Raw genomic sequence first — 25,669 nt, 5'->3', positions numbered from 1 at the left:
TCCGCGCAAGGCGGCGACAGAAAGTGCAAGATCGGCGGGCGCGGGCGCGGGCGCGGGCGCGGGCGTGGGCGTGGGCGCGGCGCGGGGTTGGGGAGGCCTGGGTGTTGGAGCGGGTGGGCGGGACTGTCGTTGACGGTGGGGAGTCGTCGCCGGCGCTGCGTTCGAAGAGGCGCTCGGTGGCCAGGCGGGCCAGCGCGCGGCAGCCCGCGTACTCCGTTCAAGCGGCGCCGCTCCTACCAAACCTGGTGACCGCGGGTGAGCAGGACCTGGTGACCGCGGGTGAGCAGGCGCAGTGGCGCCGTGTGCGGAGCTGCGGCGGGCACTGATTCGGGTGGGCCCGTTTCGTGTTGAACCTTCGTTGTGGACGCGCCGTTGGGGAGCTAGACAGCGACCGCCCGCACGAGAGGACCAGAAGCATGCCCCGACGACCCGGACCCGCCCCCGCCTATACGCCGATGGCCTACCAGCAGATCATCGACAACCCGGGCCTCGCCGATACCAGCCTCGCGCTGAGCTGGGCACACAGGTCGGGCCGACTTGCGCGTGGTACCAGTAGCCCCGGTCAGTTGAGCCGGGGAGTGTTGGGGGAATTTGCCCAGTCGCACGGGCTCCCCGCCGGCTACTACACACTCGAGTCAGATGGCGCGAAGTATTTCCTGGGGAAGCATCCTGATCTTGCCCCCGGCGGTGCCGACCCGAGGGCCGCGGCAGCTCAGCGAATTGACCCGCCCGCCCGCTGGACGCGAGTGTTCACCCCGGCGGCTTATCAGGCGGTCATCGACAACCCGGGCATCGCCGACGCCCGCATCGTGGTGGCCTGGACCCATGCGACAGGCCGGTTGGGGCGTACCGCCACCAGCCTCGCTGGCATGAGCCCGGGAGTGTTGGATGACTTTGCCCGGTCGCACGGGCTTCCCGCCGGCTATTACACGTCTGAGCAGCTTGGTAGGAGCTGTTTCCTGGCGAACCATCCTGATCTTGCCCCCGGCGGTGCCGACCCGAGGGCCGCGGCAGCTCAGCGAATCGACCCGCCCGCCGGCTGGCCCCCGCGACTGTTCGTACCGGTGGCCTACCAGGAGGTCATCGACAACCCCGCCATCGTCGATCACTCACTCATCGCGGCCTGGGCTGGCGCCACCGGCCGACTCGCCAATCCCAACGCCAGCGTTCTGAGCCTGGCGGTGGTGAACGATTTCACCGATGCCCACGGACTGCCCAGACGTTCGTTCATCCTGAACGTATACGGCAACAGCTCCGTCCTGCACCCGAACCCCGACCGCTTGCCCGCCGTGGGCGACCCGGAGATCGCGGCACCCGGCAGGATCCCACTGCCCCAGGGATGGCGACCGAGGGTACCCGTCGAGGCGCACCAGAACGAACAGGTCATCCACCCGCCACAGCGGCTGCCCGCCCCAGGCAGCCCCGCCCGTTCCTACTCGACGCCCTCCGCGCAGTACGCCCACGACGCAGCACCCCCGTACTACGCAGGTCCACCCGCCACCGGATCAGACCTGATATTCCAGAACACCAACCTTTATTCGGTCGCGGCTCAGTCATCATTCACACCCCAGGACCCCTACTCGTACCCCTCGCCCGAGGTCAGTCAGTACCCGGCTCAATACGACACGACCGCGTCCTACGGCGTCAACCAGCCGACCCTTTACGCGCCCAATTACGGGTCCACCTATGCGCCCAATTACGGGTCCACCTACACCCAATACGCCGACAGCGCAGGTCCCGCCTACAACCCCGCCGGCCCGAGCTACGCCCCCACCGCCGCCACACCGACCATCCAGTACGGCAACAGCAACGTCGACCAGCAAGCCATCAGCTACACAACGGCACAGATGAACTCCATGAGTATCACCACCAGTTGGCAACCCGACGCGGCACGCATCCCATCGTCAGGAGCCCCGACGTACTACCAGGCCGACAACAGCGTCATCGAAAGCAGATCACCGACTCCTGAGCCGCGTCCCAGGAAACAGCGCCGACGCGCTTGACGGCCTGTCTTCATCGGGTTCTGCGTGCTCCGGTGGGTCAGGGACCGGGTCGCCACCGACACTCATGCGGAACTTCGTGCCCTCACCAACCGTGCCGGCCCACACCCTAAAGTCCATGATCGCCGTGGCCGTCACCCCGAGACCTCCGCGATCTTGCACTTCCTGTCACGACGAAACGGTCGGACCCGCGCAAAACGACAACAGAAACTGCAAGATCGGCGGGCAGGGGGCAGGGGGCAGGGGGCAGGGGGCAGGGGGCAGGGGGCGGCCCGAGAACTAGAGGAGGCCTCGGGGTAGGAGGCGGGTGGGGAGGACTGTCGTTGTTGGTGGGGAGTCGTCGCCGGCGATGCGGTGGAACAGGCGCTCGGTGGCTACCCGGGCCAGTTCCCGGGTGTCGTAGGCGACGACCGTGAACGGCCTGGGCATGAGGTGGGCCAGCTCGAAGTCGTCGAACCCGACGAGCGACGCGTCGCTGCCCCGGCGGTGCAACTCCTGCAACGCGCCGACCGTCAGCCGGTTGTTGCCGCAGAAGAAGGCGGTGGGCGGGTTCGGGGAGTCGAGCAGCGCGGCGACCGCCCGCCCGGCGTCCTCGGGGGCGATCAGGTGGTCGCGTACCAGGGAGTCGTCCGGCTCGACCCCGGCGGCCGCCAGCGCCGTCCGCGCGCCGACCAGCCGCTCGCGCATGGTGGGCACGCTCGGCGCGCCGAGCAGGAGAGCCACCCTCCGGTGCCCTTCGTCGAGCAGGGACTCGACCCCGGACCGGCCGCCGCCGGAGTTGTCCAACAGCACGGTGTCGGCGAGCAGACCCTGCGGTGGCCGGTCCACGAAGACCACCGGCATGCCCAGCTCGACCTCGCGGCGCAGGAACGAGTGGTCCGGGCCGGCCGGCACGACCAGCAGCCCGTCGACGCGGCGCTGGGTGAAGTCCTGCAGGACGGCGCGTTCGCGCTCCGGGTCCTCCTCGGAGGAGGCGGTGATCAGCATCGTGCCGTGCGCGGCGGCGATCTCGGCGGCCACGCTCGCGATCGTGGCGTAGAACGGGTTGGCGATCTCCTCGATCAACAGCCCGACGGTGGCGTTGAGCTGCCGCGAGCGCAGGTTGCGCGCGATGTCGTTGCGCCGGAAGCCCAATTCGGTGATGGCGGCCAGCACCCGGCCGAGCAGTTCCTGACCCACCGGCTCGTCGTTGACCACCCGGGAGACCGTCTTCAGGCTTACTCCGGCGTGCCGCGCGACATCGACCATGGTCGGTCGTCGGCGCGCGGCGGACCTGGTCGGGGTCTGGGTCACGGGGTGGACCTCCACGGCGGGCGCGGGTCAGCGATCGAGAGCGGCGAGCGCGTCGACCGCCTTGCGGGCGGCGATCAGCACCGGATCCCAGACCGGCGCGTACGGCGGAGCGTAGCCCAGGTCCAGTGCGGTCATGTCGTCCACGGTCATGCCATTCCACAACGCGACGGCCAGAGTGTCGATCCGCTTGGCCGCCTCGGACCAGCCGACGATCTGCGCGCCGAGCAGACGGCCGCTGGGTCGTTCCGCGATCAGCTTGACGGTCATCGGCCGGGCACCCGGGTAGTAGCCGGCCCGGCTGGTCGATTCTGCGATCACCGAGACGAAGTCGAAGCCGGCCGCCGAGGCGTCCCGCTCCCGCAGGCCCGTGCGACCGACCTCCAGTTCGCAGACCTTGGTCACGGCCGTGCCGATCACGCCGGTGAAGGTGGCGTACCCGCCGCCGATGTTGATGCCGGCCACCCGGCCCTGCTTGTTGGCGTGGGTGCCCAACGGGATGTACACCGGCATCCCGCTGACCCGGTGCAGGGTCTCCACGCAGTCGCCGGCCGCCCAGACCCCCGGGAAGCCGGGGACCCGCATCCGCCGGTCCACCCGGATCGCGCCGGTCGGCCCGAGCGGCAGCCCGGCGGCCTCCGCGAGCCCGACGTTGGGGCGTACCCCGAGACCCAGGACCACGACGTCGGTCGGAATCGGCCCCTCGGCGGTGACCACGGCGGACACCCGGCCGTCCCGCTGTTCGAGGCCGGTCACCGGCAGGCCGGCGCGGATGGTGATGCCGAGGCCACGCATGGCATCGGCGACGAGTTCGGCCATGTCGGCGTCGACCGTCGACATGGGTTGCTCGGCCTGCTCGACGAGCGTCACCGACAGGCCGCGCTGGATCATCGCCTCGGCCATCTCGACGCCGATGTAGCCGCCGCCCACCACCACCGCCCGGCGCGGCTGCGGCTCGGCGTCCAGCCAGTCGCGCAGCGCCGCGCCGTCGTCGAGGGTCTGCACCCCGAACACGCCGGCCACGTCCGACTGCGCCCACGGGGGCTTGGTCGGTGTCGCGCCGGCGGCGTACATCAGCTCGTCGAAGCGTTCGGTGACCTCGCGGCCGTGGTCCAGGTCCCGGGCGACCACCTCGCGCCGTTCGAGGTCGATGGCCGTCACCTCGTGGCGCAACCGCACGTCGATGTCGAACTTCGTGCGGAACGTCTCCGGCGCGCGGGCGATCAGGTCGTCCGGGCCGGGCACCAGCCCCGAGATCCAGTACGGGATGCCGCAGGCCGAGTAGGAGGTGAAATGTCCCCGCTCGAAGACCACGATCTCCAGGTCGTCCCGGTCGCGGCGGCGGCGTGCCTGGGACGCCGCCGACATGCCGGCGGCGTCCCCGCCGATGACGATCAGTCGTTGCGCCACAGGATCATCCTGTCATGCGGGCGCTCAACCGCGGGTCTGTCGCGCCACGTCCTGCACGACGTCGACGAGCCGTCCGGTACGGGCGTACACGGCGCGCTGCCGGGCCGCGCCGGTGCCGTGGCGGCGTAGCCCACCCAGCAGGTCGGACACCTCGGCCCAGTCGCCGTGCCGCTCCAGCGCCGGCCGCAGCCGTTCCACGAACTCGTCCAGCAACTCCCACGCGGGACGCAACTCGCCGGTGGTGACGTCGACGCCCTCGCCCTCCAGGCCGTCGTGGGCGGCCCGCCAGTGCGCGCCGACCAGCAGGTGGTGGTCGGTCCGCAACGCGGGGCGGCCGGCCTCGACGTCGTCCATGGCGGTGGCCACCAGGGCCCGGACCAGCGCGGCGACCAGCACCGCGTCGTCCACGGTCGGGCAGACGTCGCCGATGCGCAGCTCGACGGTCGGGTACTTCGCCGACAGCCGGGCGTACCAGTAGAGCATCCCCTCGTCGAGCATCACCCCGCTGGCGATCAACTGGCGGATGAGCCGCTGGTAGTGCTCGTGCGACTCCAGGAAGGGCGTCGGCGCGACCGACGGCCAGCGCTCCCACTCCACCGACCGCCAGCTCGCGTAGCCGGTGTCCTCGCCACGGGAGAACGGCGAGTTGGTGGTGACGGCGTGCAGCGTCGGCAGCCACGGCCGGACGTGGTTGAGCACCTGCACGCCGGTCTCCGGATCGGGGACACCCACGTGCACGTGCATGCCGTTGTTACCGGGACCGGGTACGAGCAGCCGGAACCGTTCGATCATCCGGTCGAAACGGGGCTTGTCGACGACCGGGGGCACCGGGCCGTCCACCGGACCGGTGCCGATGGCGAGCAGCCGTACGCCGGCCCGCTCGGCCGCGTCGGCAAGGGCCTTACGGAGTACGCCGAGGGAGTGCCGGATCGAGGACAGCTCCAGCCCGGGCGGCGAGCCGATCTCGATCTGGCTGGTCTGGAACTCGCGCTCGACCTGACCGCGTAGCTCCGCCGGGACCTGTTCCAGCACGAGGTCCACGGCGGGCACCGCGGCGCCGGTGTGTGGGTCGACGAGCAGGAACTCCTCCTCGACGCCAACGGTGAGCACCTCGGTCCCCGCGGTCGTCCCGTGCGCCTCCGCCACCTGCCCGGTCATCGCGCACCACCGTCCGTTTCTGCCGCCCGCGGTCCGTCCGCGCCGGTCGGACGTTTGGTTACCCAGGGTGGTAACGCCCGGAAACGTGGTGACGGCACGGCGTCTCCGGCGTGTCGCCGGACCATCGGCGATCCGGCCGGGGGACGTGACACCGGGTCCTATGCTGAGCCCGTGCCGGTGCTGCTGGGATTCCTCTGGGCCACGTGGATGTCCGCGTTCGCCCAGCTCGGCATGCTCGCCGACCGTCCGGCCGACCTGCTCGCCGGGGCCGCGCTGACCGCCCTGGTCCTCGTCGCCGCGCTGCTCGCCGCGCGCCCGCTCGGCCCGTCCCGCGCACCCGGTGTCGCGCGACGCTGGGCCGGGCTGCGTGCCCGGGCCCGCAGCCGCCGGACACCCCGCCAGATCGATCCGGACGCCGCCGGACGACCCCGCCCCCGCGCACCCGGACGCCCCCGCGCCGCGTAGCAACACCTCGCCGCGCGGCCGATCCCACCGTCATTGGTCCTAGGTGCCGTCCACGACGGCTCCAGGACCCACCGGAATCGGACCGAGGGGTTTCCCATGCTCTCCTTCGCACCGCTGCACACCGTCGTCGGCGTCGCCGGCAGCGCTTTGTCCTGGCTCACCGACCTGCTCGAACCGCTGGCCGACGGCACGGCGACCGTCGCCGCCATCGTGCTGCTCACCGTCGCCGTCCGGCTGCTGATCACACCGTTGACCGTCGCGCAGGTCCGCGGGGAGCGACGCCGCGCCGCGCTCGCCCCGCAGGTCCGCGAGCTACAGCAGCGGTACGCCGACGACCCGGCGACCCTCCAGCGCGAGGTGTTCGCGTTGTACCGCTCGGCCGGCGCGAACCCGGTCGCCGGCTGCCTGCCGCTGCTGATCCAGGCACCGTTCCTGCTGGTCCTGTACCGGCTGTTCGCCACCGACGAGGGCGGCACGGGACTGCTCGACGAGCGGCTGGCCGGCGTACCGCTGGGTCACCACCTCAGCGACGGGTTGGCCGGCGCGGCCGGACCGCTCTTCGCCGGCCTGCTGGTCCTGCTGCTGGCGCTGGCCTGGTGGTCGTCTCGCCGGGCGCGACGTGCGTCGGCGGCGGTCGGCACGGTGGCCGGTACGCCCACCGAGGGGCCGGGGGCGGCCACCCTCGGTCGGCTGCTGCCTCTGCTGCCGTTCACGACCGTGGTGGTGGCGTTGGTGCTGCCGCTCGCCGCCGTGATCTACCTGGTGACGACGACAGCCTGGTCGGCGCTGGAGCAGGTGGTGCTGCGCCGGCCGCAGGCAGCGCCGGCACCCGCCGCAGGGCATCAGGTGCCCTGATCGCGGCGCGGACGCGGATCAGCGACCGGCGGTCACCGACCGCCGGTCGTCGCGTTGCCGGCGGCGGCGGATCTTGCGGGCCACCCAGCTGACCACCATGACGACGAAGACCGCGCCGATTGCGTAGTTGAACCAGTCGCTGTACCGCTCGACGTTCTGCCACCGGCTGCCCAGCGCGTAACCGGACCCGACGATGAGGGCGTTCCACACGCCGCTGCCGATGGTGGTGAGCAGGACGAACTCGCCCAGCGGCATCCGGTTGGCCCCGGCCGGGACGGAGACCAGGCTGCGGACCACCGGCACCACCCGGCCGATCAGCACCGCCCACCGGCCGTGCCGCTCGAACCAGCGGTCGGCCCTCTCCAGGTCGTCGCGGTCCACCAGCGGGATACGGTCCAGCCAGCGCTTGAGCCGTTCCTCGCCGAGCGCCGCGCCGAGCCAATAGAGCACCAGCGCGCCGACCAGTGAGCCGACCGTCGCGGCGACAATGACGAGGACGACGTTGAACCGACCCTCGTGGGCGAGGAAACCCGCCATCGCCAGCACGATCTCGCTGGGGATCGGCGGGACGATGCTCTCCAACGCGACCAGCAGGGCCACGCCGACCGGACCCATCGCCTCGATGACGGACGCCACCCACCCGGTCAGGCCGGTGAACTCGGAGGGGTCACCAGTCTGGGCGTACGCCATTGGTCATCCTTCCGACGGGCCTACGGGGGGATCGGGTTGTCATACCCAATGATCGGCGCGGCACACCTGCGGGTGATCCGCGCCACGGACGGGCTCAGCCCTCCGGGTGCAGCGCGGTGTCGGCCGGGCCCTGCCGCCAGGCGGTGAACGCCACCGTGAGGCCGCCGCGCGTCGGCGCGCAGCAGAACGGGCCGGCCATCGCCTCGGCCTCCGGGTCCAGCGGGGCGAGTCGGACCAGCCGCCACGGCGCGTCGGTCACCCGCGCCCGTACGGTCAGCGCGTCACCGGCCCGACTGACCCGGACCGTCACCTCCTGACCCGCCCAGCCCGGCACCGGGGCCACCGACCAGTCGGAGAACTCCCGGGTCACCACGGCACCGAGCTGCGACTCGCCGTCGCTCACCTCGACACCCGCCTTGACCCACGTCCGCTCGTCCACCCGGACCAGCACGCCGGCCTGGTCGAACTGCGCGGAGAAGTCGAGCCGGAAGCTCACCTCCATGGCCGCGCCGACGGGTAGCGGCGCGAGCAGCGCCGGCCCGTTGTCGTGGACGAAGCCGTAGCTGGTCCGCCGCCAGAAGTCGGTCTCCGCCCCGGCTTCGACGACCAGCTCACCGGTTGGACCGTGTTCGGCGCGCACCGGCGGGTGCAGCCACCGGCCCCGGGACCAGTCCAACTCATCGCTCGGCGGTACGAGGTCGGTCTCCATGCCGGGCAGGGTACCGACCGCCGCCGCCCGGCAGGTTTGCCGTGGAGATCAACTGGAGAGATTTTCGCGGCATGGGTGACCGTTGGTACTCCGAAGCCGTCGTCTACTGCCTCGACATCGACACGTACGCCGACTCCGACGGCGACGGTGTGGGCGACATCCGTGGTCTGATCGGCCGGTTGGACTACCTGGCCCGGCTGGGCGTGACGTGCCTGTGGCTGCACCCGATCCACCCGTCGCCGAACCGCGACGACGGGTACGACGTCACCGACTTCTACAACGTCGACCCCCGCTTCGGCACCCTCGGTGACTTCGCCGAACTGCTGCACCAGGCGCAGAACCGGGGCATCCGCGTGATCATCGACCTGGTGGTCAACCACACCTCGGACGAGCACCCCTGGTTCCAGTCCGCCCGTTCCTCGCCCGACTCGCCGTACCGGGACTGGTTCGTCTGGTCCGACACCGAGCCGGACGACCGCCACCAGGGCATGGTCTTCCCCGGGGAGCAGAAGGAGACGTGGAGCTACGACCGCACCGCGAAGGCGTGGTTCTACCACCGCTTCTACAAGTTCCAGCCGGACCTGAACTTCGCCAACCCGGAGGTCCGGGCCGAGGTTAAGAAGATCATGTCGTTCTGGCTCCAGCTCGGAGTCTCCGGCTTCCGGATGGACGCGGTGCCGTTCATCATCGAGCTGACCGAGCCGGGCAACCCGGACTCCCCAAAGGACTTCGAGTTCCTCACCGAGATGCGCCAGCACGTGCAGTGGCGGCGCGGGGACGCCGTCCTGCTCGCCGAGGCGAACGTCGAACCGGACCAGCTTCCGACGTTCTTCGGCGACGCCGGCGGATCCGGCAACCGCATCCACATGCTCTTCGACTTCATGCTCAACGGCCGGCTCATGCTCGCCCTCGCGCGGCAGGACCCGGAGTCGCTGATCGAGGCGTTGCGTGACACGCCGAAGCTCCCGGTCGGTGGGCAGTGGGCCACCTTCCTGCGCAACCACGACGAGATCGACCTGTCCCGGTTGACGACCGAACAGCGCAACCAGGTGTACGCCGAGTTCGGCCCGGACGAGAACATGCGCATCTACGACCGGGGCATCCGCCGTCGGCTCGCCCCGATGCTCGGCAACGACCGGCGGCGCATCGAGCTGGCGTACGCCCTGCAGTTCTCCCTGCGCGGCACTCCGGTGCTGCGCTACGGCGAGGAGATCGGGATGGGCGAGGACCTGTCGCTGCCCGGTCGGGAGGCGATCCGTACGCCGATGCAGTGGTCGTACAAGCCGAATGCCGGCTTCTCCACCGCGGATACGGAGAAGCTGGTCCGCCCGGTGATCGACAAGGGTGAGTTCGGTTACCAGAACGTCAACGTCACCGCCCAGCGTGGCGACCCGAAGTCGCTGCTCGCCTGGTTCGAGCGCATGATCCGTACCCTTCGGGAGGCCCCCGAGATCGGCTCCGGCTCCACCACACACATCGACGTGGCGATGCCGCCCGGGGTGCTGGCGCACCGCGCGGACGGGCCGACCGGCACGATGGTCTTCCTGCACAACCTGGGTACCGACGACGTCGAGGTGGACCTGAGCAGCCTCGAGGCGGAGGCCGACCTGCCGATCGACGTGCTCACTGACCGTGGTTACGGCGAGCTGGGCAAGCTCGGCGCGGTGAAGGTCTCCGGGTACGGATACCGGTGGATTCGCCTATGCCGGGGTCGGGGGTTCTGAGGCTAAGCTCCTTCGATCACCCCAAAGTTACCCGGAGGTAATCATGTCGGAGGAGCACCGCGTCGCCATCGTCACCGGAGCCGCACGCGGTATCGGTGCCGCCACCGCCCGGCGGCTGGCCGCCGACGGGATGGCAGTGGCGGTCGTCGACATCGACGAGGCGGCCACCAAGGAGACGGTGGACGCCATCTCCGGCGCGGGTGGCCGTGCGCTCGGCGTGGGTGCCGACGTGTCCGACCGCGACCAGGTCGGGGCCGCCGTGGAGCGGGTCGCCGCCGAACTGGGCGCCCCCACCGTCCTGGTCAACAACGCCGGCGTGCTGCGCGACAACCTGCTGTTCAAGATGACCAACACCGACTGGGACACGGTCATGGGCGTACACCTGCGCGGGGCGTTCCTGTTCAGCCAGGCCGCTCAGAAGCACATGGTGGACCGCAAGTGGGGGCGGATCGTCAACCTGTCCAGCACCTCCGCGCTGGGCAACCGGGGGCAGGCGAACTACGCCGCCGCCAAGGCGGGCCTCCAGGGCTTCACCAAGACGCTCGCCATCGAGCTGGGGCCGTTCGGGGTGACCGTCAACGCCGTCGCGCCCGGCTTCATCGTCACCGACATGACGGCGGCCACCGCCGCCCGCATGAAGGTCGACTTCGAGGACCTCCAGAAGCACGCCGCCGCCGAGATCCCGGTCCGTCGCCCGGGTCGCCCGGAGGACGTCGCCCACACCATCTCGTTCCTGGCCAGCGAGGGCGCCGGCTTCGTCTCCGGTCAGGTCATCTACGTGGCGGGCGGACCACGGGCCTGACCCGCGCCGCTTCCGTTCCGCGGCCCGGTCGGTCAGGCCGGGTCGCGGCGGGTGCGCCAGAGCCAGAAAAGGCCCAGCACCGGCAGGACGAGCGGGATGTAGCCGTACCCGCTACCGAACTGCGACCACACCGTCTCGTCGGGGAAGAGGGCCTTGTCGGCCAGGCTCAGGATGCCGACCGCGACGACACCGACCAACTCCACCGAACAGCACACCAGCGCCACCCGTCGACCGGTGTGTCCGGCCCGGGCCAGACCCACCGCGGCCACGATGTAGATGAGCGCGGCCAGGGCGGAGAGCAGGTACGCCACCGGCGCCTCGTCGAACTTCGTGGCGATCTGTAGGCCCGCCCGACTCGTCGCCGCGATGGCGAACAGCAGGTAGATCGCGATCAACAGACGGCCGGGCCCGGAGTTCGTGCGCTGTCGGGCCGGACGAGTCTCAACCACCGAGGACCTCCCAGGTCTGCTGCAACCGCACCACCACGACCGGCGTCACCAGGCAGACCGCGCAGACGATCGCCGACCCCCACCGGGTCGGTTCCATCCGGGCCAGCACCCAGGCCAGCGGTGGCAGGCAGACCAGCGTGACCAGGTAGCCGAAGAACGCGCCGGGCTCGCCCGGCCGGTCGCCGCCGCCGACCGCCACCAGGGCCAGCACACCCAACGCGAGCAACACCAACTCGAGTACGGCCAGACCGGCGAACTGCACCCGGTCCGGCGGCCGGTGGCGTACCGCCGCGACCAGCGCCCACACGGCGACGAGCAGCGACAGCACGATCGACACCGTCGCGAGGGGCCCGTCTACCGGCGAGCCGGCCGCCGCGCTGGTCATCGGCCCCACCCGGTCGTCGCCTCGGTCACCGGCACAGCCTACTAACCGTCGTAGTACCCGCCGCGCGCTGCCTGGCCATCGCGCCCCGCCGCGTCCGCGAACGCGGCGGGTGTGTCGGGGCGGGCGGCCGGTGCGTTCGGCCGCGCGGCAGCCCAAGAGGGTATGCAGGCGCTGTCGAGCTGCCCCAGATTTGGGGCAAGGCCATCTCGGATCTCTGCGCCAGCAGTGGGGCGAGCGTCGGAAGTCGGATGGGGCTCTGCAGGACGGTGTGGGGCGCCCCGGATCTGGGGCAGCTCGACAGGCACTCGTCGGACCACGGTCACCCCCGGTCGGCAGTACGCGTGCTGCTCCGGTTGGCGACCCGCCGCCGACGGACCTGCTGGGGCGACTAGCGTGGATCACGTCCGTGGCGTCGCCACGGTCGGGGGAAACGGCGGAGGTACACGTGCTGCGGTTCGGCTTGTTCGGCACCGGTCACTGGGCGATCGAGACGCACGGGAAGGCGCTGCACGCACACCCGGACGCGGAACTGGTCGGGGTGTGGGGGCGTAACCCGGAGCGGGCCTCCGCGCTGGCCGAGCGGTACGGCGTGCCCGCGTACGCCGACGTCGACGCCCTCATTGAGCAGTGCGAGGCCATCGCCGTCGCGCTGCCGCCGGACGTCCAGGCCGACATCGCGGTCCGTGCCGCGAACGCCGGCCGGCACCTGCTGCTGGACAAGCCGTTGGCGCTCAGCGTGGACGACGCCGACCGGGTGGTCACCGCCGCCCAGGCGTCGGGAGTGGCCTCGGTGGTGTTCTTCACCCAGCGGTTCCAGCCGAACGTCACCGCGTTCCTCGCGTCGACCGCCGCCGCCGGTGGCTGGCAGCACGGCCGCACCACGGCCTTCGCGTCGATCTTCCAGGACGGCAGCCCGTACGGCGGCTCGCTGTGGCGTCGCGAGCACGGCGCGCTCTGGGACATCGCCCCGCACGCGCTCTCGATCCTTCTGCCGGTGCTGGGGCGGGTCACCCAGGTGGCCGCGATGGACGGCCCGAGCGGGATGGTGCACCTGCTGCTCACCCACGAGGGTGGTGCGACCAGCAGCGCCTCGCTCTCCCTGGACGCGCCGACCGAGGCGATGGCCCGCGAGTTCGTGTTCTACGGCGAGAACGGCATCGAGACCGTGCCGCACGGCGAGAACGACGCCGCGACGGCGTTCGGTGTGGCGATCGACCAGCTCGTCGAGCAGGTCCGGACCGGTGCCCACGACCACCGCTGCGACGTCCGCTTTGGCCGCGAGGTGGTCACGATCATCGCCGCCGCCGAGGAGGCCCGCCAACAATCCCGCACGATCCGCCTTCCCTGACCCTCCCTATCCCCCAAACCCCTCCCACCCCGTACAACGGGGTCTGGGGTTTAGGTGGGGGTTGTTAGGGCCTCGGTTAGTTCTTCGGGGTTGTCGAACTGTTCGGGTGGTAGGGCCTGGAGCATGTGCAGCATGCTCGTGTCGGCGCCGTTCTCCTGCGCCCAGCGGACGAGGTCCTCGCGGGAGACCGGGTAGTCGAGCCCGGCCAGGTACTCCTGCAACTGCACGCCTGACACGGTCATGTCGGTTGGCTACCCGCTCGTGTCAGGCGTACACGCTGACGGCGTGTCGGCTCGCGACGCGCCGACGGTTTGTCGGCGTGAGCGCCGGGTAGCCGCTGCCATGCTGGTTCAGCGGCTCGGCGCGCCGAGCGACTTCGACCCGTTGCTGGAGCGCGTTCGGGACGCCCGGGTGGTGATGATCGGCGAGTCCACGCACGGCAGTTACGACTACTACCGGCTCCGTGAGCAGTTGACCCGTCGACTGATCGCGGAGTGCGGCTTCTCGTTCGTGGCCGTGGAGGGCGACTGGCCGGACTGCGACCGGGTGCACCGCTCGGTCACCGCCGCGCCCGGCGGGGCCCTGGATCCGCAGAGCGCGCTGGAGCGCTTCGAGCGGTGGCCGACCTGGATGTGGGCCAACGCCGAGGTGGCGCGCTTCTGCCGGTGGCTGCGGGCGTGGAACCTGCAACGGCCGGAGGGTGAGCGGACCGGGTTCCACGGGCTCGACGTCTACAGCCTCTGGGAGTCGATGCAGGCGATCTTCGACTACCTGGGGGAGGAGGACCCGACCTCGCTGGAGGCGGCGCAGGACGCGTACCGGTGCTTCGAGCCGTACGGCAAGCGGGTCGAGGAGTACGGCGCGGCCAGCCGGTTCGTCTCCGCCCGGTGCGAGGAGGAGGTGGTCCGGCTGTTGGCGCGTACCCGGGAGCAGGCCATGTCGGACGGCCCGGACCGCTTCTCGGCCTGGCAGAACGCGGAGGTGGTGGCCGGCGCGGAGCGCTACTACCGGGCGATGGTGGCCGGCGGTCCGGACTCGTGGAACATCCGAGACACCCACATGCAGGACACTTTGGACCGGCTGCTGCACCGCTACGGCCCGGACGCCCGAGGGATCGTCTGGGCGCACAACACGCACGTGGGGGACGCGCGGGCCACCGACATGGCCGCGGACGGGATGGTCAACATTGGTCAGTTGGCCCGCGAACGGCACGGCGACGACGCGGTGGCGCTGATCGGGTTCGGCACCTACCGGGGCACGGTGATCGCCGCTCCCCGGTGGGGCTCCCCCTCGGAGGCGATGGTGGTGCCGCCGGCACGGGAGGGCTCGGTGGAGCGGCGGTTGCACGAGCTGATGCCCGAGCGGGCGGTGCTCGTCTTCGGCGGTGACGACCAGCCGGGCTGGGTCACCGAGCCGGCGGACCACCGGGCGATCGGGGTGGTCTACGACCCGTCGTTCGAGTCCTGGGGCAACTATGTGCCGACGCGCCTGGCCGCGCGCTATGACGCGCTCATCTGGTGCGACGAAACGACGGCCCTGCACCCGCTGGCGGTCCCCGCCGCCCCCGGCGAGATGGAGACGTACCCGGCCGGTGTGTGACCGGGCCCGCGCCGATCATGGAGTTGTGGTGCCGGACGAAGTGCCCGAGTCAGGGCACGACGGGCACCACAACTCCATGATCGACCAGGCTGGGACCTAGACCCTCGTGGGTTCCTGGGTCGTGAGGTGGTCGCGGAGGCCTTCGCCTTCGATGTCGACGTTGGGCAGGGCGCGGTTCAGCCAGCGGGGCAGCCACCAGGCGCGGTCGCCGAGCAGGGACATCACGGCCGGGACGATGGTCATGCGGACCACGAAGGCGTCGATCGCCACGCCGATGGCGAGCGCGAAGCCCATCGACTTGATCACCGGGTCATCGAGGAAGACGAAGCCCCCGAACACCGACATCATGATCAGCGCGGCGGCGGTGACCACCCGGGCGCCGTGCCCCATGCCGCTGATCGTGGCCGCCCGGGCGCTCTCACCGTGCACGAAGTCCTCCCGCATCCGGGAGACCAGGAACACCTCGTAGTCCATGGCGAGCCCGAACAGGATGCCGATGAGCAGGATCGGCAGGAAGCTGATCAGCGGGCCTGGCGTGTCCAGGCCGACCAGGTCGGCGAGGTGCCCCTGCTGGAACACCGCCACCGTGATGCCGAACGTGGCGGCGACGGTGAGCAGGAAGCCCAGCGCGGCCTTGACCGGCACCAGCAGCGAGCGGAACACCAGCATCAACAGCAGGACCGACAGCCCGACCACCAGCAGCAGGTAGACCGGCAGCGCGTCGGAGAGCTTCTCGGAGACGTCGATGCCGATCGCGGTGACGCCGGTGAGCAGGACGTCCGCGCCGCGAATGCCGCTGACCGAGTCGCGGATGTCGTGCACCAGCGTCTCGGTGGCCTCGTCGGTCGGGCCGGTCTTGGGCACCACGCCGAGCAGCGCCGTCCGGCCGTCCGGGCTGAGCTGCGGCGGCGCCACCGCGAGGACGTTCTCGGTACGTTGCAGCAGCGCGGTGACCTGCGGTACGGCGGCCGCGGTCGCCGGTGCGTCGTCGCCCGCGACGACCACCGCGAGCCGGCCCGTGAAGCCCGGGCCGAAGCCCTCGACGGTCAGGTCGTTCGCCACCCGGGCCGGAGAGCCGACGGCGGCCGTCGCCGCGCCCGGCAACGCCAGCCGCATGTCGGGCGTGGGCAGCGCGAGCAGCCCCAGACCGAGCAGCCCGACCAGGATCACGGGTACGCGGAAACGGGTGACGAACCGGGCCCAGCGGAAGCCGAACCGGGTGCGGTCCTCGGCCGGGGCCGGCCGGTCGAGGTCCGCGTCGGTGCCCGGCGTGCCCTCGTTGGCGAGTGCCCGCAGCCGGCGGGGGAGCACCCGGCGACCGGCGAAGCCGAGCAGCGCCGGCTGCAGGGTGATGGCGACGAGGACGGCCACGGTGACGGTGCCGGCGGCGGCGAGACCCATCACGGTGAGGAACGGGATGTCCACCACGGCCAGGCCGGCGAGCGCGATGACGACGGTGGCGCCCGCGAAGACCACGGCGGAGCCGGCGGTGCCGACGGCCCGGCCGACCGCCTCGTCCGGGGGCAGGCCGTCGAGCAGGTTCTGCCGGTGCCGGGAGGTGATGAACAGCGAGTAGTCGATGCCGACGGCGAGGCCGAGCATCAGCGCGAGGATCGGCGCCGTGCTGGTCAACTCGATGACGCCGCTCAGCGCGAACAGGCCGGCCATGCCGACGCCCACGCCGATCAGCGCGTTGAGCATGGTCATGCCGGCGGCCACCAGCGAGCCGAACGTGATGATCAGGACGATCGCGGCGACCAGGACGCCGAGCGCCTCGGTCGAGCCGATCTCCGGCTCCCCGCCCAGCACCTCACCGCCCGGGGCGACCTGCCAGCCCTTCGCCTTGGCCGCCGCGCCGACCTCCTCGTACGCGGTCTTCTGCGCGTCGGTCACCTCGTCCGCCCCGGTGGCGAACTGAACCTGCACCAGCGCGTACCGGCCGTTGGGCGAGACGGCGCCGACTTGGAGCGGGTTGACCGCGCCGACGACGCCGGGCAGCGTCCCGGCCTGCTGGACCAGCTCCTGCACCACGGCCTGGCCCTCCGGGGAGGCCAGTTGGCCGTCGCCGGGCGCCTTGAGCGTGATCGTGCCGGTGGCGCCGCTGGCTGCGGGGAACTGCTCGCTGAGCAGGTCGAGGGCGCGCTGGCTCTCGGTTCCGGGCATGGTGAAGTTGCTCGCCGTCGGGCCGCGCAGGGTCGCCGCGGCCAGGCCGGCGCCGACGAGTACGACGAGCCAGAGCGCGACGACGAGCCGTCGCCGGCGCAACGCGCCCCGGCCGAGCCGGTAGAGCAGGGTGGCCATCAGGAGTCCTTGTCCTCGGTCGTGGGTGGTTGGGGCTGGGGTGTCCCGACGGGTTCGACGGCCCGCCGGGCGAGGGTGAGCAGGGCGGGACGCAGCTCGTCGTCGGGGATGTCGACGAACTCGGCGCATGCCTCGGAGATGCCGGCCAGCAGCACCAGCGCGGCGATCCGGGCGCCGGGACGGTCGGAGTGGCCGGCCAGCGCGTCGCGCAGCCGTTCGGAGATCTGCTGGATGTGGGCGAAGGCCGGCTGGCACAGCAGCTCCGGGAACTCGCCGCGCAGGACGGCGATCTCCCGCCGGAACCGGACCGCGAGGTCGACGAAGCCGACCGCGGCGACGTCCTGGGCGGCCGCGCCGGTCAGGCCGCTGAGCTGGTCGTCGAGGTCGGTCAGCACCATGATGGCCGGTGCCATCAGCTCGGCGAGCAGGGCTTCCTTGTTGGCGAAGTGGTAGAGCACGGTGGCCTTGGAGCAGCCGACCTCGCGGGCGATGTCCTGCAACGAGGTGCCCCGGTAGCCGGTCACCGCGAACCGTCGCGCCGCCGCGGCGAGGATCTCGCCGTGCGTTTCGGACACCGCTCTGGCCATCACCGGTCCACCTCCGTGAACCAGCATGCCTGACCGATCGGTCAGACCCTGACCGATCGGTCAGACGAACCGGGTGGCGTTCCCCACACCCGATTCCTGTCTAGTCCGCGTGCTCCGCGTCGTACCGGGTCCGCGCCTCGGCGATGGCGCGGCGGTGCCGCTCGGCCCAGCTCGTCAGGGCCACCAGCGACTCGTACAGCTCCAGGGCCATCGGGGTGGCCACGTATTCGACCTTGGGCGGCACGGTCGGGTAGACGGTGCGGTGCAGCAGGCCGTCGCGTTCCAGGTTGCGCAGGGTCAGCGTGAGCATCCGCCGGCTGATGCCCTCGATGTGCCGCTCCAACTCGGTGAAGCGCACCGGGCCGTGCGAGGCCGCCACCAGGATGCCGATGCTCCACTTGCCGCCGACCCGGTCGAGCACCTCACGGACGGTGCACGCCCGCGCCTGCCCGGGGGTGAAGGGCACGTTCCCGGGTGAGCAGGTCAGCTCGGCCTCCACCAGCGCGGACACATCGCTGTTCCTCTGGGACACAACAGTGCCTCCTTCCGCTCCCGCTCATGGTCACAGACGATGGCGTCGGTAACAAACCGTGCACCAAGGAGGATTCCGTGGACCGAGCGACCCCGTCCCGCTGGCCGGCGCTGCTGGTGCTCTGCGCCGGCAGCCTCATGGTCATTCTCGATGGCAGCGTCGTGTCGGTGGCCCTGCCCGCCGTCCAACGCGACCTGGGCTTCACCGCCGCCGGGCTGGCCTGGGTGGTCAACGCCTACCTGGTGGCGTTCGGCGGGCTGTTGCTGCTCGCCGGCCGTCTCGGTGACCTGCTCGGCCGACGCCGGGTCTTCCTGGCCGGCGTCGTGCTGTTCACCGTGGCCTCGGCGGCCTGCGCGGTGGCCGGCAATCCGGCCCTGCTCGTCGGCGCGCGGTTCGGCCAGGGTGTCGGTGGCGCGCTGGCCATGGCGGTCAGCCTCGGCATGATCGTCCGGCTCTATCCCGAGCCGGCCGAGCGGGCCCGCGCGATCGCCGTCTACAGCTTCACCGGGGCGGCCGGCGCGTCGATCGGCACGGTGGCCGGGGGAGTGCTGACCGAGCTGGCTGGCTGGCGTTCGATTTTCCTGGTGAACCTCCCGATCGGGGCGGCGATCCTGCTCGCCGCCGTCCGCCGGCTCCCCGCCGAGCGGGGCATCGGCCTGCGGGCCGGCCTCGACGTGCCGGGCGCCGTGCTCGCCACCGCCGGCCTGATGGCGGCCGTGCTGGGCATCGTGGGTACGGGTGAGCACGGCTGGACCAGCCGGCGCACCCTCGGCGCGGTGGCGCTCGCCGCGCTGCTGCTCGGCGGCTTCGCGCTACGCCAGCGCGTGGCGTCCACCCCGCTGCTGCCTCCCCGACTGCTGCGCGTCCCGGGGCTGCTCGCGGCGAACACCGTGCAGTTCCTCATGGTGGCCGCGTTCCTCGGCTTCCAGTTCCTGCTCGCCGTGGAGCTGCAACTGGTGCTCGGGCTGAACGCGGCGGCGACCGGCTGGGCGTTCCTGCCCACCCCCGTAGTGATCGCGGCGGTGTCGCTCGGCCTGTCGGGCAGGCTGATCGCCCGCTGGGGCGCCCGAACCGTGCTGGTGACCGGGCTCGGCCTGGCCGCCGTCGGTTTCCTGCTGCTCGCCCGGCTGTCCGCCGACGGTGGCTACCTCACCGACGTACTCCCGGCGATGTTGATCTTCGGGGTGGCCGGCGGCCTGACCCTGCCGGCGGTCACCACGCTGGCGATGGCCGGCGCGACCGACGCCGACGCCGGGCTCGCCTCCGGTCTGGCCAACACGACCCAGCAGGTCGGCGGGGCGGTCGGCCTGGCGACGCTGGCGACCCTCGCGGCGGCCCGCAGCGACGCTCTGCGGGCCTCCGGTCAGGCCGAGGCGGCCGCGCTGGCCGGCGGTTACCGGGTGGCGTTCGCGGTGGCCGCCGCCCTGGTGCTCGCCGCCCTGCTGCTGGCGCTTGCACGGTGCCGCGCCGGCCGGGCGGGGCGCGACCCGACGTCGACGGACCGGTCGACGGGCCGGCCGCCGACCGTGGTCCTCGAAATCGGCAGGCCTCCGAGCGCCGCGTCCGGTTGACCGACGACGCCGAGGCCGCGAGGGTGATCGGGTGAGTGAGGCTGACGAGACCCGCGACGGCGTGGCCCTGACCAACCTGGACCAGCCGCTGTCCGACCGTGACGACGCCACCAAGCGCGACCTTGTCGACTACCTCGACGCGGTCCGGGGGCCGATCATCGGGCAACTCCGGGACCGGCCGCTGTCGGTGATCCGGGTCCGCCCCGGCCAGCCGCCGTTCATGCAGAAGAACCTGCCCCGCTACACCCCGGACTGGGTACGCCGGACGCCGGTCTGGGCCGAGGCGTCGCACCGGGAGATCTCGTACGCCCTCTGCGACGACCGGCGGACCCTGCTCTGGCTCGCCAACCAGCGCGCGGTCGAGTACCACCCGACCCTGGCCACGGTTGCCGACCTGCACCGACCGAGCCACCTGGTGCTCGACCTGGACCCGCCGGAGGGCGACGGGTTCCGGGCGGCGGTCGACGCGGCCCTGCTGGTCCGCCAGGCGCTCGCCGACGCCGGCCTGGTCGGAGCGGTCAAGACCAGCGGCGCCAAGGGCGTGCACGTCTTCGTCCCGGTCACGGGCGACGCCACCGCCGAGGAGTTGGCGGCCGCCACCCGGGCGCTCGCCGTCCGCGCCGAACGGCTCGACCCGGCGCTCGCCACCACGGCGTACATCCGCGAGGACCGGGGCGGGAAGGTGTTCGTGGACGCCACCCGCTCCGGCGGGGCGACGGTCGTCGCCGCGTACAGCCCGCGACTACGGCCCGGGATGCCGGTGTCCTTCCCGGTCGACTGGGCCGACCTGACCGAGGTGACCCCGGCGGACTTCACCATCCGGACGGCGCCGTCGCTGCTCGCCGGGACCGACCCGTGGGTCGCGCTGCTGCCGGAACCCCAGCAGATCCCCGCAGACCTGGTCACCGAGGGTCGCGCCATCCCGGTGGCCCGCGTCCAGGCCATGCACGAGGGCAAGCGCCGGGCCCGCGCCCGCCGCGAAACCACCTGACGGTACGCCCCGACGACTGCCCCACGCGCCGCCACGCGGCTCGGCTCCGGCTCGGCCGTCCGGCGGTCCTGTCTTGTCGGTGGTCTGTGGCACGATTTGCCGGGTGACCAGCCGATCCACGGAGAGCCAGCGCCTCGCCGACCTCGCGCGGCTGCGTCGCGTCCGCGACCGCATCGACCGGGAGTACGCGCAGCCGTTGGACGTCGAGGCGCTCGCCCGGGGCGTCCACATGTCGGCGGGGCACCTCAGCCGGGAGTTCCGGCTCGCCTACGGCGAATCGCCGTACAGCTATCTCATGACCCGGCGCGTGGAGCGCGCCATGGCCCTGCTGCGTCGTGGCGACCTGAGCGTCACCGATGTCTGTTTCGCGGTCGGCTGCTCGTCGCTCGGCACCTTCAGCACCCGCTTCACCGAACTGGTCGGTATGCCCCCCAGCACGTACCGCCGGGAGGCGGCGCTGTCGACCGCCGGGCTGCCATCCTGTACGGCGAAGCAGGTCACCAGACCCATCAGGAATCGAGAAGCGCAGGTCACGCGGCCACCCCTAGCGTGACCGGGGCCCCGCCACCCCAGCAGATGGAGAGACGATGAGCAAGGCCACGGACTCGCCCGCGGCGCACGTCGCGGACCGCCACGACCTGATCCGGGTACAGGGCGCTCGCGTCAACAACCTCAAGGACGTCACGGTCGAGCTGCCGAAGCGTCGCCTCACGGTGTTCACCGGTGTCTCCGGCTCGGGCAAGAGCTCGCTGGTGTTCGGCACCATCGCCGCCGAGTCGCAGCGGATGATCAACGAGACCTACAGCGCCTTCCTCCAGGGCTTCATGCCGACGCTGACCCGGCCCGAGGTCGACGTGCTGGCCGGGCTCACCACCGCGATCATCGTCGACCAGGAGCGGATGGGGGCCAACGCCCGCTCCACCGTCGGCACCGCCACCGACGCCAACGCGATGCTGCGCATCCTGTTCAGCCGGCTCGGGCAGCCGCACATCGGCTCGCCGAACGCCTTCTCCTTCAACGTCCCGTCGGTCCGGGCCAGCGGCGCGATCACCGTGGAACGTGGCGCGGGCAAGACGAAGACCGAGAAGGCGACCTTCAACCGCCTGGGCGGCATGTGCCCGCGCTGCGAGGGGATGGGCGCGGTCACCGACTTCGACCTCTCCGCGCTGTACGACGACAGCAAGTCGCTCAACGAGGGCGCGATCACGATCCCCGGCTACAGCATGGAGGGCTGGTACGGGCGGATCTTCCGGGGCTGCGGCTACTTCGACCCGGACAAGCCCATCAGCAAGTACACGAAGCGGGAGCTGCAGGACCTGCTCCACCGGGAACCGACCAAGATCAAGGTTGAGGGCATCAACCTGACGTACTCGGGCCTGATCCCGCAGATCCAGAAGTCGTTCCTGTCCAAGGACATCGACACGTTGCAGCCGCACATCCGTGCCTTCGTGGACCGGGCGGTCACGTTCACGACCTGCCCCGACTGCGACGGCACCCGGCTCAGCGCCGAGGCCCGCTCGTCGAAGATCGCGGGCAAGAACATCGCCGACGTCTGCGCCATGCAGATCAGCGACCTCGCGGCCTGGGTCCGGGGCATCCAGGAGCCGTCGGTCGCGCCGCTGCTCAGCGGGTTGCAACACCTCCTCGACTCGTTCGAGGAGATCGGGCTGGGCTACCTGTCACTCGACCGACCGTCTGGCACGCTCTCCGGCGGCGAGGCGCAGCGCACCAAGATGATCCGCCACCTCGGGTCGTCGCTCACCGACGTCACGTACGTCTTCGACGAACCGACGATCGGGCTGCACCCGCACGACATCGCCCGGATGAACGGCCTGCTGCTGAGACTGCGCGACAAGGGCAACACCGTCCTGGTCGTGGAGCACAAGCCGGAGGCCATCGCCATCGCCGACCACGTCGTCGACCTCGGTCCGGGCGCCGGCACCGGCGGGGGTGAGGTGGTGTTCGAGGGCACCGTCGACGGGCTGCGCGCCAGCGACACCCTGACCGGGCGGCACCTGGACGACCGGGCCGCGCTGAAGTCGTCGGTGCGTACACCCTCCGGCACGCTCGCCGTGCGGGGCGCGAACACCCACAACCTGCGGGACGTCGACGTCGACATCCCGCTCGGCGTGCTCGTGGTGGTGACCGGCGTGGCCGGTTCGGGCAAGAGCTCGCTCATCCACGGCTCGGTGTCCGGCACCGACGGCGTGGTGTCGGTCGACCAGAGCGCGATCCGCGGCTCCCGACGGAGCAACCCCGCGACGTACACGGGTCTGCTCGACCCGATCCGCAAGGCGTTCGCCAAGGCCAACGGTGTGAAGCCCGCGCTGTTCAGCGCCAACTCCGAGGGTGCCTGCCCCGGCTGCAACGGCGCCGGCGTCATCTACACCGACCTGGGGATGATGGCCGGCGTCGCCGCCACCTGCGAGGAGTGCGAGGGTCGGCGGTTCCAGGCGTCCGTACTGGAATACCGGTTCGGCGGCCGGGACATCAGCGAGGTGCTCGCCATGTCGGTGACCGAGGCGGCGGCGTTCTTCGGCACGGGCGAGGCGCGTACCCCGGCGGCGCACGCCATCCTCGACCGACTCGTCGACGTCGGGCTCGGCTACCTCAGCCTCGGCCAGCCGTTGACCACCCTGTCCGGCGGCGAGCGGCAGCGGCTCAAGCTGGCCACCCGGATGGCCGAGAAGGGCGGCATCTACGTCCTCGACGAGCCGACCACCGGCCTGCACCTCGCCGACGTGGAGCAACTTCTCGGCCTGCTGGACCGGCTGGTCGACTCCGGCACGTCGGTGATCGTCGTCGAGCACCACCAGGCCGTCATGGCGCACGCCGACTGGATCATCGACCTCGGCCCCGGCGCCGGCCACGACGGCGGCCGAATCGTCTTCGAAGGCACCCCGGCCGACCTGGTAACGGCCCGCAGCACCCTAACCGGACAACACCTGGCCGAGTACATCAACGCCTAATCTCTCCCAGCCCCGCCCCCGCCCCCGCCCCCCGCGCCGCTCCGCCTCGCGCCCCCACGGTCCCCGCGATCTTGCACTTTCTGCGGCGGCAAAAGGCGCATCCCGCCCAAAATCACAACCGAAACTGCAAGATCGCGGAGTCGACGGGTTCGGGCCTGGGGCGAGGCGGTTGGACGCGAGCCGTCGGCGGGGGCGTGGGGTCCGGGCGGGGGCGATTGGACGCGAGCCGTCGGCGGGGGCGTGGGGTCCGGGCGGGGACGGTTGGACGCGAGCGCGGCGGCGGGGCGTGGGGTCCAGGTCGGGACGGTTGGACGCGAGCCGTCGGCGGGAGCGTGGGGTCCGGGGCGGGGACGGTTCGACGCGAGCCGGGGCGGCGGGGGAGTGGGGTCCGGGGCGGGGACGGTTCGACGCGAGCCGGCGGCGGGGCGTGGGGTCCGGGGCTCGGCCCCGGGACAGAAATGACAAGCGCCCCAGGTCCGCGCTTCTCAGCGGACATGGAGCGCGAAAGCTTGTGCCCCCGGCAGGATTCGAACCTGCGCCCCCGCCTCCGGAGGGCGGTGCTCTATCCCCTGAGCTACGGGGGCTCAGCGACTGGAGAAGACTAGCAAACCTCCTCCGCGTACGCCGAATCGGTATCGGGTGGGCCGGTCGTGTCGGCGACCGGCCCACCCGGTACTCAGGCCGCGACCGCCCGTCCGCAACTGGGCAGCGGGTGCAGGACGATCCGCCGGGGCAGCCGGCGCGGCCACTCGTTGCGGGGCCAGGACCCGTCCACGATCAGGTGCACGGTGCGCTGTTCCTCGCCACTGAGTCGCAGTACGAAGTCGCGGGGGAGCGGCGGGTCGACCGTCGGCGTCGTGATCATGAAGCGCACCCGGCCCCGGGACGACACGGCGGAGATCACGTCGGCGGCCGGCATCGTGCCGCGCAGCCGTACCCGCCCGATCCAGTAGACCTCGGCGAGGTGCTCCTGGGCCGTCCGGGTGATCGCCGGGTACTCGCTGCGTACCCACCGTTCGACCGCGCTGACGCAGAGCCCGCAGGCACGCTCGCGCGGCTCGCGCGGACCCAACCCCCAGGCCCGCAGGTACGCCCCGACCGCGCCCACGTCCAGCGGAAGGTCGAACCGGCGCTGGATGAGCGTGGTGAGGCTCTGCCGCGTCCACAGCTCCTCGTCCAGGCCGAACTCGTCGGGGTGGACGCCCCGGAGTGTGTCGATCAGTTCGAGTTCCTGCTCGCGGCTGAGCATTCCCGGCTCGCCCTGCCGCTGTCCGCGACGGACGGCTGCCACCGCCCCGTCACCGCCGATGGTGTGGCGTCGGCACCAACTGGTGACCGAGCGCCGTGCGTCTCTGAGTGCAACCCCCACGTCTTGGGCAACGAGCACGAATCACTACTGGTCACGATATGTGTGGAGAAAACTCTCTAAGCGATGTAATCGCCTGTCTAGGGCAAAACGGCCACAAGTGACGACTAGGTATCTATGGGACGCCACGGTCGCCGGATGGCCCGGCGGGCCCGGCGGGTCCGGCGGGTCCGGCGGGTCCGGCGGGTCCGGCGGGTCCGGCGGGCGGCGTGGCTCGGGTGGCGATCCGGCATGGTCCGCCGCCAGGTCGCCGATGTGGCGGCATCCGCGCGCCTGGACACCGCCACATCGCCGATCTCGGGTGGATCATGCGCGCCCCCGCGTCGTGGACGTCATGGTCGACTCGGGTTCGTGGAAGTCGGGGCGTCCCGGCCGCGCCGACAGCCCGATTTGCAGGAATCCGAGTCGATCACCGAGACCGTGCCCCGCCCCCCGCCGCTGCCCGCCGCGCCCGCGCAGCGGCGCGGC

General features: G+C 71.6%; 22 protein-coding genes, 1 tRNA gene and 1 pseudogene. 11 read left to right on the top strand and 13 right to left on the bottom strand.

Features of this window, described 5'->3' with window-relative positions:
* Nucleotides 1-455 precede the first annotated feature (455 nt).
* Complete coding sequence (locus tag AB0J36_RS30490) at nt 456-2,003, top strand: hypothetical protein (RefSeq protein ID WP_363661448.1); 1,548 nt, start codon at nt 456-458, stop codon at nt 2,001-2,003.
* A 276-nt stretch (nt 2,004-2,279) separates the two neighbouring features.
* Here the strand turns inward: AB0J36_RS30490 and AB0J36_RS30485 are convergent, their stop codons facing one another.
* The 3 genes from AB0J36_RS30485 to AB0J36_RS30475 form a co-directional block, all read right to left on the bottom strand.
* Nucleotides 2,280-3,248, bottom strand: a complete 969-nt coding sequence (locus AB0J36_RS30485) for a LacI family DNA-binding transcriptional regulator (protein ID WP_357134028.1) — start codon at nt 3,246-3,248, stop codon at nt 2,280-2,282.
* Between the two features lie 72 nt (nt 3,249-3,320).
* Complete coding sequence (locus AB0J36_RS30480; RefSeq protein ID WP_357133861.1) at nt 3,321-4,700, bottom strand: FAD-dependent oxidoreductase; 1,380 nt, start codon at nt 4,698-4,700, stop codon at nt 3,321-3,323.
* A gap of 24 nt (nt 4,701-4,724) precedes the next feature.
* Nucleotides 4,725-5,858: a glutamate--cysteine ligase gene (locus AB0J36_RS30475; protein WP_357133864.1), complete on the bottom strand. Its 1,134-nt coding sequence runs from the start codon at nt 5,856-5,858 to the stop codon at nt 4,725-4,727.
* A gap of 171 nt (nt 5,859-6,029) precedes the next feature.
* Here AB0J36_RS30475 and AB0J36_RS30470 point away from each other — a divergent pair, with 171 nt between their 5' ends.
* Together AB0J36_RS30470 and yidC are read left to right on the top strand one after the other, a co-directional pair.
* Nucleotides 6,030-6,323 (top strand): DUF6412 domain-containing protein, encoded by a 294-nt coding sequence (locus tag AB0J36_RS30470; RefSeq protein ID WP_357133867.1) that lies wholly within the window; start codon nt 6,030-6,032, stop codon nt 6,321-6,323.
* Between the two features lie 96 nt (nt 6,324-6,419).
* A complete protein-coding gene (gene yidC / locus AB0J36_RS30465; RefSeq protein WP_363661447.1) occupies nt 6,420-7,178 on the top strand; it encodes a membrane protein insertase YidC in 759 nt (252 codons plus the stop codon).
* Between the two features lie 18 nt (nt 7,179-7,196).
* Here yidC and AB0J36_RS30460 read toward each other — a convergent pair whose 3' ends face one another.
* Complete coding sequence (locus tag AB0J36_RS30460; RefSeq protein WP_357133873.1) at nt 7,197-7,868, bottom strand: DedA family protein; 672 nt, start codon at nt 7,866-7,868, stop codon at nt 7,197-7,199.
* A gap of 94 nt (nt 7,869-7,962) precedes the next feature.
* Nucleotides 7,963-8,577 carry a DUF1349 domain-containing protein gene (locus AB0J36_RS30455; RefSeq protein ID WP_363661446.1) on the bottom strand — a complete coding sequence of 205 codons (615 nt, stop codon included), beginning with the start codon at nt 8,575-8,577 and terminating at the stop codon, nt 7,963-7,965.
* 71 nt (nt 8,578-8,648) lie between these two features.
* Between AB0J36_RS30455 and AB0J36_RS30450 the strand changes: the two genes are divergently transcribed.
* Nucleotides 8,649-10,301 carry an alpha-amylase family protein gene (locus AB0J36_RS30450; protein ID WP_357133879.1) on the top strand — a complete coding sequence of 551 codons (1,653 nt, stop codon included), beginning with the start codon at nt 8,649-8,651 and terminating at the stop codon, nt 10,299-10,301.
* 43 nt (nt 10,302-10,344) lie between these two features.
* Nucleotides 10,345-11,103: a 3-oxoacyl-ACP reductase FabG gene (gene fabG / locus AB0J36_RS30445; RefSeq protein WP_357133882.1), complete on the top strand. Its 759-nt coding sequence runs from the start codon at nt 10,345-10,347 to the stop codon at nt 11,101-11,103.
* A 32-nt stretch (nt 11,104-11,135) separates the two neighbouring features.
* On the opposite strand, the gene AB0J36_RS30440 is transcribed toward fabG, so the two are convergent.
* Together AB0J36_RS30440 and AB0J36_RS30435 are read right to left on the bottom strand one after the other, a co-directional pair.
* Nucleotides 11,136-11,552 carry a hypothetical protein gene (locus AB0J36_RS30440; RefSeq protein ID WP_363661445.1) on the bottom strand — a complete coding sequence of 139 codons (417 nt, stop codon included), beginning with the start codon at nt 11,550-11,552 and terminating at the stop codon, nt 11,136-11,138.
* Nucleotides 11,545-11,972 (bottom strand): annotated as a pseudogene (locus tag AB0J36_RS30435) (hypothetical protein). Before AB0J36_RS30435 ends, AB0J36_RS30440 begins: the two are co-directional and overlap by 8 nt.
* Before the next feature lie 410 nt (nt 11,973-12,382).
* Between AB0J36_RS30435 and AB0J36_RS30430 the strand changes: the two are divergent.
* A complete protein-coding gene (locus tag AB0J36_RS30430; protein WP_363661444.1) occupies nt 12,383-13,285 on the top strand; it encodes a Gfo/Idh/MocA family oxidoreductase in 903 nt (300 codons plus the stop codon).
* Nucleotides 13,286-13,335: 50 nt separating this feature from the next.
* Here the strand turns inward: AB0J36_RS30430 and AB0J36_RS30425 are convergent, their stop codons facing one another.
* Nucleotides 13,336-13,527, bottom strand: coding sequence for a DUF2795 domain-containing protein (locus AB0J36_RS30425; protein WP_357133889.1), 192 nt, complete (start codon nt 13,525-13,527; stop codon nt 13,336-13,338).
* Nucleotides 13,528-13,627: 100 nt separating this feature from the next.
* Between AB0J36_RS30425 and AB0J36_RS30420 the strand changes: the two genes are divergently transcribed.
* Nucleotides 13,628-14,884 (top strand): erythromycin esterase family protein, encoded by a 1,257-nt coding sequence (locus AB0J36_RS30420; RefSeq protein ID WP_357133892.1) that lies wholly within the window; start codon nt 13,628-13,630, stop codon nt 14,882-14,884.
* Between the two features lie 96 nt (nt 14,885-14,980).
* Here the strand turns inward: AB0J36_RS30420 and AB0J36_RS30415 are convergent, their stop codons facing one another.
* The 3 genes from AB0J36_RS30415 to AB0J36_RS30405 form a co-directional block, all read right to left on the bottom strand.
* Nucleotides 14,981-17,185, bottom strand: a complete 2,205-nt coding sequence (locus AB0J36_RS30415; RefSeq protein ID WP_357174544.1) for an MMPL family transporter — start codon at nt 17,183-17,185, stop codon at nt 14,981-14,983.
* Nucleotides 17,185-17,772, bottom strand: a complete 588-nt coding sequence (locus AB0J36_RS30410) for a helix-turn-helix domain-containing protein (protein WP_357174547.1) — start codon at nt 17,770-17,772, stop codon at nt 17,185-17,187. The genes AB0J36_RS30415 and AB0J36_RS30410 overlap by 1 nt, the downstream gene beginning before the upstream one ends.
* A 100-nt stretch (nt 17,773-17,872) precedes the next feature.
* Entirely contained in the window at nt 17,873-18,259 is a 387-nt protein-coding gene (locus tag AB0J36_RS30405; RefSeq protein ID WP_355052881.1) for a helix-turn-helix domain-containing protein, read from the bottom strand.
* Nucleotides 18,260-18,381: 122 nt separating this feature from the next.
* Between AB0J36_RS30405 and AB0J36_RS30400 the strand changes: the two genes are divergently transcribed.
* The 4 genes from AB0J36_RS30400 (at nt 18,382) to AB0J36_RS30385 (ending at nt 23,835) form a co-directional block, all read left to right on the top strand.
* Nucleotides 18,382-19,875 (top strand): MFS transporter, encoded by a 1,494-nt coding sequence (locus tag AB0J36_RS30400; RefSeq protein WP_363661443.1) that lies wholly within the window; start codon nt 18,382-18,384, stop codon nt 19,873-19,875.
* A 31-nt stretch (nt 19,876-19,906) separates the two neighbouring features.
* A complete protein-coding gene (locus AB0J36_RS30395; protein ID WP_357398312.1) occupies nt 19,907-20,866 on the top strand; it encodes an ATP-dependent DNA ligase in 960 nt (319 codons plus the stop codon).
* 103 nt (nt 20,867-20,969) lie between these two features.
* On the top strand, nt 20,970-21,419 hold the full coding sequence (locus AB0J36_RS30390; RefSeq protein WP_357133907.1) for a helix-turn-helix transcriptional regulator: 450 nt from the start codon (nt 20,970-20,972) through the stop codon (nt 21,417-21,419).
* Nucleotides 21,420-21,453: 34 nt separating this feature from the next.
* Complete coding sequence (locus AB0J36_RS30385) at nt 21,454-23,835, top strand: excinuclease ABC subunit UvrA (RefSeq protein ID WP_357398315.1); 2,382 nt, start codon at nt 21,454-21,456, stop codon at nt 23,833-23,835.
* A gap of 512 nt (nt 23,836-24,347) precedes the next feature.
* Here AB0J36_RS30385 and AB0J36_RS30380 read toward each other — a convergent pair.
* Both AB0J36_RS30380 and AB0J36_RS30375 read right to left on the bottom strand, forming a co-directional pair.
* Nucleotides 24,348-24,419 (bottom strand) — tRNA-Arg (locus AB0J36_RS30380).
* A gap of 92 nt (nt 24,420-24,511) precedes the next feature.
* Nucleotides 24,512-25,204, bottom strand: coding sequence for a winged helix-turn-helix domain-containing protein (locus AB0J36_RS30375; RefSeq protein WP_355052838.1), 693 nt, complete (start codon nt 25,202-25,204; stop codon nt 24,512-24,514).
* Between the last annotated feature and the right edge of the window lie 465 nt (nt 25,205-25,669).

Source organism: Micromonospora sp. NPDC049662, assembly GCF_040675055.1.
GTDB lineage: Bacteria > Actinomycetota > Actinomycetes > Mycobacteriales > Micromonosporaceae > Micromonospora.
The sequence above is the reverse complement of the archived record's forward strand: the minus strand, read 5'-3'. Positions and strand labels throughout refer to the sequence as shown.